The organism is Bartonella sp. TT110JLCBS (genome assembly GCF_042193405.1).
Taxonomy (GTDB): Bacteria; Pseudomonadota; Alphaproteobacteria; order Rhizobiales; family Rhizobiaceae; genus Bartonella.
This window is the reverse complement of sequence record NZ_JBHILT010000042.1, coordinates 1-5,414: the sequence shown is the minus strand read 5'-3', so window position 1 is coordinate 5,414 and position 5,414 is coordinate 1. Positions and strand designations below refer to the sequence as shown.

Below are 5,414 nucleotides of genomic sequence, written 5' to 3'. Positions count from 1 at the left end.
AAAAAAATTGACATCTTTCTCATTCGGAAAGATAGCTTGGTTAAGCTTCATGTCGCTTTTTCATTGGAACAAAAGAAGATTTTTTCTCAACTTTTAATTTCTCTCTTGACAAACATTCGTTTATAAACGAATATAACATCATGTTTGAAATACGTCACTACCTTACTTCTGATGGCAAAGACTTGATAGCTGATTGGCTGCGAAAGCTCCGTGACATGCAGGCTAAAACTGCAATTATTCGCCGCCTTAATCGTTTAGAGCAGGGGAACTTTGGCGATTTCAAGCCGCTTCGTGAGGGTGTCCATGAATTGCGTATTAATGTTGGTCCTGGCTACCGAGTTTATTATGTCCAATCTGGAAAGACCGTATTGTTGCTATTATGCGGTGGCAGCAAAAAAACACAAGAGACTGATATCACTCGTGCATGTGCTTGCTGGCGTGATTGGCAAAACCGTGAAGATTAAAGGAGTGCAAAAATGAAAGACCGTAACCATGATGATGCAATGGCAGAAATATTCCGTGATGATCCTGAGTTGGCAGCAGCTACCCTTGATGCAATCCTAGCAGATGGTGATCAGGGTGAGCTGCTTGTAACTCTACGCCAAATGGCCAAAGCTTATGGTGGTGTTCAAGCTGTAGCTAAAGCAGCCAACTTGAACCCAACACAAATTTACCGTACACTTTCAGAAAAAGGTAATCCAGAGTTCCGCAGCTTGAATGCTTTACTACGTACCATGGGGTTTCGTTTGGCTGTACAGCCTCTTGAACGACCAGTTCCACACGTGTAACTTTAGTGTTCACTCCCCACCTTTAAAGATGGGGAAGGGAGGTACTTAAGCAACATTTTTAATGGGGCTGTCTAAATTTGGTTCATAAGCACGCAACAAAGAATCCATACGATGTGGAAGTTCTGAAGCTCCAAAATCTGTCAAAATTGCCAAGATTTTTGTAATATTGGGTACGTCATCTTGAAGCTTTAAAACCAGAGCATCTACGACCGATTCCATAACCTCAACTATAGCATTGCAGTCCTCATCTCCAATGCCTCGATGATTAGAAAGCTTAAACAACGACAGCCACAAATCGCATAAGAAGTCGACACTGCTATTCATTGCACACCCCCATGGATTTGTTCTCTTAAACATGCCAATCCTCTAGATGTGATTTTAGTTGAAGGGAGCACCTTCTCTGTTCCGTCCGGTCTTTGAATGGTAATAGCAGGACAGTCCATGAATCCTTTCTTTATTTTGTCCTGATAAGGTAACAGAGGCGCCCCTGGAGCCCGTCGATACACCCAATCATGTTTACGCAAGTAATCCGTTAAATCCTTAGGTCGTACCTCTAACATCTTTGCAGCTTCAATAAGACCAAACAAACCATCAGAGCGTTTTAAGCCATCCAAAGCTTCTGCTTTTGGTGCTAATTCAGCAATAACATGATCTTTCTGCTCTATTTGATTTTGTAAGTGATTCAAAACACCAAGTAATGCTTCGGGTTTGGAATAATCAACTTGCGGAGCGGCTATCTGTGGTGTTGCTACTTGTTTTAACCGTCTTTCACATTCGATAAAGTATAAACGGGCTTCTCTACCTTTCTTATTATTCTCAAGCATAGAAAGTTCTTTAGCTACGCTTAAAGTTAGATGATAATCTTTACGATTGTGACCACCCCTGCCTTTGCTTCCCAAAATAGGGAAGCAAACAAAGTCTTGATTTTCTACCAAATTATATCTGTTGATACGTTCAGTAATCCAGTCCGCAAATTTTTTACCTACTTCTAAAAAACTATGCAATTCACGTGCATTTACTGTTTGAACAATTTCCTGTCCAACAGTTTGTTCCGATATCGGAATAAGAGTGTTCATTATGAACTCCTGTGTAATTAGATGTTTTTCATTGACACCCAAAAAGAGTGCCGGGTGCTGAAAAACACGGTACACAGTCCGTCGTTATGCTTTCCCCATAAGGGTATTGTATAGCGTAACTACACCCGACAAATCTATTATATGCATGTAGCATATAATGAGTCAAAGTCTTTAATGTGCGGAGAAGAGATTGTGTCGGCAATCTATCCGCTGTGTATTTAAGGCGTTTTTCAGGCACCTGATTCGATTATTCATATTGTTGCTACATTGTCAAGTTGCTTCTGATAATTTTTTGATATTTTTGCTAATTGATGCCTTCCTCATCCATATGGATAACGCCTTCGCCTTCGTCGTATGCATTGGGTGGGGCGTTTGGGTCAAGGGTATCATCTTTGTCTGGTGTGGTGTTTGCAACGTTTCCAGCTGTGTTTTCTTGGGCTTCATCAAAAAGCTCGCAATCTATTTTTGTAGTGTAACCACCCGTTTTATCAAGTTTGTGTTTAACGCTTTTGATGCGCCATTCTGCTGGAATATAGGGGCGGAAAGGGGGCTCTTGAACAAGCTTTGCTTCTGCTTGCACAAACGGATCACCACCGATATCACATGAGAAAGAAGACTTACCGCGTGATGACTTATTGCGATAAGCAGCAATGGCCGCAACAGCCTCTGATTGGTTATGGTAGGTGTATTTGAGTTCATGGAACGGTGGGTTACCAACTTTGACTTCTTTTTTTTCACCACTGCGGATATCATGATAGGTTGCGAGAACACCGCCTTTTTTCTCTTTGTCTTCTTCTTCTTTCTCAGGTGTTGTTTCTGCTTTTTCTGATTCAGATGATGATGCTCTGTCATTGTTATCCATATGGATAAAGTTTTCATCATCATCAATCTCTTCTGGCTCTCGTGCATCAGCGGCGGCTTTTTGGTCGTCTCCCACATCTGTTGCTAAGCCATTTGCTGCACCTGCTTCATCCCGTGCGCTGTATTTAAAATCCCAAGAGGTACAATGTTTCTCATGAATAACTACTATGGGGAGTGTTTCACCAGTGATGGCTTTGCCTTCGCCCCGTTTAGCCAAAACAAGCTTGCCATCAACGGGCTTTGCTACCGCATCATATTCTTCTGCAAGGCGTGTGGCAAAAGCCATATCGCTTTCTGATGTTTGATCAATATGACGCACAACGATTTTTGCAAGAGAAGGATCAACCTTTGGCGTATAGCCATTACGCTCTGCTATCTCTTGAACAATACTGCCAAGGGTTTGCTGGTGATAGGATTGGCTTTTGGGTGTTCTATAAGACGTGTTCATAGAGGCGGCGCGCCCTGTCACGCTTAAGCTTTGTGGTGGGCTGCTTACAGAGATTTCGTCTATCAGATAGGCTCCCATATCGCGGTTTTTCCCGCTTTCATAGCCAAGTGTTATGGAAATAACTGTCCCGATAAGAGGAATATCAAGAAAGCCGTTATCACTGTCACGCGCACGGTCATCAAGCTCTATAGTGATACGATCACTTTTGTTTTCTGCTTCATCGGTAATTTCAATCGATAAAACATAATCCATAAGAGTTTTTGTGATGTCTTCTCCATTTGCCAGAACCATGCAAAAAGGTTTCATTATTGACTGCCCCAAATTCTGATCACTGGTGTGGCTTTCGGATAGGGGAGGGTTGGCAAAACGATTGTGATTCCTGCTTTTAAAATGGGTCCATAGTCTGCAAGACCAAAATTTGCTGCATAAACGCGTTCAACAGCAAGGGCTTGTTGACCCTTTGCATAGTATCTCCAGCAAATGGCATCAACCATATCGCCTTCTTTTGTTACGTAAAGATCACTCATAGCTCTTCACCATATTCTCTCAACTTTATCGTAAATTCTTGTTTTTTTGGGGTGCCATTATGATGAAAAACGCTTTGTTTTTCCTCTACAGAAAGAATGACAAACTTACCTAAGATTTTGCCTTGACCAGTCACAAGAATGTGAGGTCCCATATGCGCCATTTGTCGTAAATATTCGAGCTGTCTGTGACCACCTTTGAAATCTGGATAAATCACGCCTGCTAAAGAAAATTCCGCATTTGCAACAGCAGGCAATTGAAGAGCAGCCTTTCTCCCCAATCGCCCTTGCTCTACCCATGGAACCCCATAAGACATATCAAGTGTTTGATAAGCTGCTGTTTCAATCGAAAAAATAAAACCACCCAAAGCTAACATCATGGTATTTAATCCGAAAGGCTAGAGGCTATGGCTAAACGTTGCTGTTTTGCATAGCGTTCAAGTGCTTGATTGACAGCGTCTCTGATTTCGTCCTTGAGACCATTGGGGACGGAAATATTTAAATTTGAAATCATCACGCGGGCATCCACTTCAACGGGCTTATGAACCGTAATTGGCTTTGGAGCTTTAAAAGCACCTACTTTATTTATTGCCTGCATTTGTCCTGTTTCAACGACACTTGTATTAAAACCACTCTTGCGTTTTTCAGGTGGGGTATTTGTAACCACTACTGTATCAACCATTTTTTTTGCACGTGCATTGGTTTCTTCGGTAAAGGTTTTAATGGTCTGCGTTGAAGTCTTGTCTATTGAAACATTAAACCCTAACTTTTCTTTCACCCAATTAGGCATCCAACTGGTTAATTTCTTCATCATATTGCCAAAACCGTTATACAGATCATCCCATTTGCTTTTGATGCCCTCCCAAAGCCCATTAATAAGATTGGAGCCTATTTCCATTAAATCGACACCAAACAGCCATTCAATGAGTTCATTGATTTTTTTCGAAATCCAAGTCAGTGGTGAAAAGTTTTTAAAGAACGTCAAGAGGTTATTGAAAACATTACTACATAAGCTGTAAAAAGAATCCCATAGCTTGCTTATAAAGCTTATGACTGTATCCCAATGTTTGTAGAGCAGATATCCGGCAGCAACAAGAGCTGCAATGCCACCAATAATCCAGCCAATAGGTGTGGTCATGATAGCAACACCAAGCGATATAAAAGCGGAACTAACGGCAGTTATTGCCGAAATCAGTGTACCTACAAGAGTTAAAGCAAGACTGGCAACTGCGGAAGCAGCTGAGGCTAATGCTGAAAGCAGTGATCTTCCCAGAGTTGCGGAAAATCTAATAAAAGCTTTATCTGCTGTGATTATTTTTGAGAGCAGGGATTTTCCAAGTTTTACAGCCAGACCGGTAATTTTAGAACCAACAGAAGTGAAGGCTGAAAGCACTGGTCCTGAAAGAGCGAAAGCAAGCCTGATAAAAACTGCGCTTACTATGGTTAGTGATGTAAGTAGCCAGCCATTGATTTTGTCCCAATTTTTGTAGAGCAAATATCCAGCGCCTACAAGAGCTGCGATGCCGCCAATTAGCCATCCTATGGGCGTTGTCATTATAGTATAGCCAAGTGTGACAAACGCTGCTCCCGCTGCGGCTAATGCGGCAATGAGTGGACCAAAAATGAAGGAACCAAGTGCTACAAGTCCTACCTTAAAGAGGGTTATTTCACCAATCAGAGGTTCTAGCCATTGGAACCAGCCTTTAATCCTCTCTGT

At 41.9% G+C, this 5,414-nt stretch carries 7 protein-coding genes and 1 pseudogene; 2 read left to right on the top strand and 6 right to left on the bottom strand.

Annotation, left to right across the window (positions count from 1 at the left end; translation table 11 throughout):
* The first annotated feature begins 140 nt into the window (after positions 1–140).
* On the top strand, positions 141–464 hold the full coding sequence (locus tag ACFILW_RS08735) for a type II toxin-antitoxin system RelE/ParE family toxin (RefSeq protein ID WP_015857128.1): 324 nt from the start codon (positions 141–143) through the stop codon (positions 462–464).
* 12 nt (positions 465–476) lie between these two features.
* On the top strand, positions 477–788 hold the full coding sequence (locus ACFILW_RS08730) for an addiction module antidote protein (protein ID WP_345117735.1): 312 nt from the start codon (positions 477–479) through the stop codon (positions 786–788).
* Between the two features lie 45 nt (positions 789–833).
* Here ACFILW_RS08730 and ACFILW_RS08725 read toward each other — a convergent pair whose 3' ends face one another.
* The 6 genes and pseudogenes from ACFILW_RS08725 to ACFILW_RS08700 all read right to left on the bottom strand — a co-directional run.
* Positions 834–1,112 (bottom strand): hypothetical protein, encoded by a 279-nt coding sequence (locus ACFILW_RS08725; protein ID WP_375685577.1) that lies wholly within the window; start codon positions 1,110–1,112, stop codon positions 834–836.
* Positions 1,109–1,864 carry an antA/AntB antirepressor family protein gene (locus ACFILW_RS08720; RefSeq protein ID WP_375685576.1) on the bottom strand — a complete coding sequence of 252 codons (756 nt, stop codon included), beginning with the start codon at positions 1,862–1,864 and terminating at the stop codon, positions 1,109–1,111. Before ACFILW_RS08720 ends, ACFILW_RS08725 begins: the two co-directional genes overlap by 4 nt.
* A gap of 304 nt (positions 1,865–2,168) precedes the next feature.
* Positions 2,169–3,479, bottom strand: a complete 1,311-nt coding sequence (locus ACFILW_RS08715; protein ID WP_375685575.1) for a phage late control D family protein — start codon at positions 3,477–3,479, stop codon at positions 2,169–2,171.
* Positions 3,479–3,700, bottom strand: coding sequence for a tail protein X (locus tag ACFILW_RS08710; RefSeq protein ID WP_375685574.1), 222 nt, complete (start codon positions 3,698–3,700; stop codon positions 3,479–3,481). The genes ACFILW_RS08715 and ACFILW_RS08710 overlap by 1 nt, the downstream gene beginning before the upstream one ends.
* On the bottom strand, positions 3,697–4,077 hold the full coding sequence (locus ACFILW_RS08705; protein ID WP_375685573.1) for a phage tail protein: 381 nt from the start codon (positions 4,075–4,077) through the stop codon (positions 3,697–3,699). The genes ACFILW_RS08710 and ACFILW_RS08705 overlap by 4 nt, the downstream gene beginning before the upstream one ends.
* A 5-nt stretch (positions 4,078–4,082) precedes the next feature.
* Positions 4,083–5,414 (bottom strand): annotated as a pseudogene (locus tag ACFILW_RS08700) (phage tail protein); the annotation flags it as partial.